We start from the raw sequence: 930 nt of genomic DNA on the forward strand, positions 1-930 counted from the left end.
TACCGTCGTGTTCCAGGATGGATTCCAGCTGAAAACGATTGAAGAACTGGAAGCGGAAAAGAACGGGCAACAGCAGGCTCAGAATCAGGAGGCGGAGCCGGCACCGCAGGCTGATGCACATCATCAGTCAGGCGGCGGTATGAACGGATTCAATACTGACGAGATGCTGAAGAAGCTGGGCAAACTTGATCCGCGTGAGTTCTCTCCGGGCGCAGCGCCGCAGGGGGAAAATAATGGCTAAGTCTCTCATTACTACTGTTCTGTCAGCACTGCGCTGGGCTCACTGGCTGGTTAAGTGTGCGGTGGTCTATCCGCTGGCCATGATGATGTTACTGGTTGTTCTGGTGTTCCGGACGGGACCGTACACGTTCGGCCAGACGCTGGTGAAAACCGTAGAGTCTGTGCAGCAGGAGGGATATGTCATTCAGGACTGCACGGGGCCGAAAGAACTTAATGGTGATGCGGTGAACGCTCCACTGCCTCCGGTTTTACAGGAAGACTGCACCACCGTCAGTACGGATGCGGCAGGGTATGCAGCATATATCGACCAGAGCTATACGCATAATATTCTCTGGCTCTGGCTGCTGATGGCGGTGGTGTTTACCGGGATGGCTGTGGTTTTCCGTAGGACTCCTGTCCGCAGGGGATTTCTCGGGTGAAGGATGTCAGGGGGGTACCTGCGTAATGAACAGGAAGCAGGAGAAAAGGAGCCTAACACTGTACCTCAATCTGCAAATTATTTAGACCCCAAACTTTATGAGGAGCTTGTAAGGGCTGCTAATAATCTTGCAGAAGCAGTATTCAGGAAGACTGACTGGAAATCGATTTTTAAAAAATAAACAGATTACGGGTGAATATATGAAGGAATTAATGCTGTTAATTCCTCTGGGCAGCGCTTTGCTCTTAACCGGGTGTGCGGGCACAGAGACC

General features: G+C 51.7%; 3 pseudogenes. All 3 read left to right on the forward strand.

Going from position 1 to position 930, the window contains the following annotated elements:
* Positions 1-241 (forward strand): annotated as a pseudogene (locus tag ACOI7Z_RS27235) (conjugal transfer protein TraB); the annotation flags it as partial.
* Positions 234-653 (forward strand): annotated as a pseudogene (gene traP / locus ACOI7Z_RS27240) (conjugal transfer pilus-stabilizing protein TraP); the annotation flags it as partial. The pseudogenes ACOI7Z_RS27235 and traP, both read left to right, overlap by 8 nt.
* 205 nt (positions 654-858) lie before the next feature.
* Positions 859-930, forward strand: a pseudogene (locus ACOI7Z_RS27245) (type IV conjugative transfer system protein TraV); the annotation flags it as partial.

Source organism: Klebsiella sp. C283 (assembly GCF_048822555.1).
Lineage (GTDB): Bacteria > Pseudomonadota > Gammaproteobacteria > Enterobacterales > Enterobacteriaceae > Klebsiella > Klebsiella quasipneumoniae.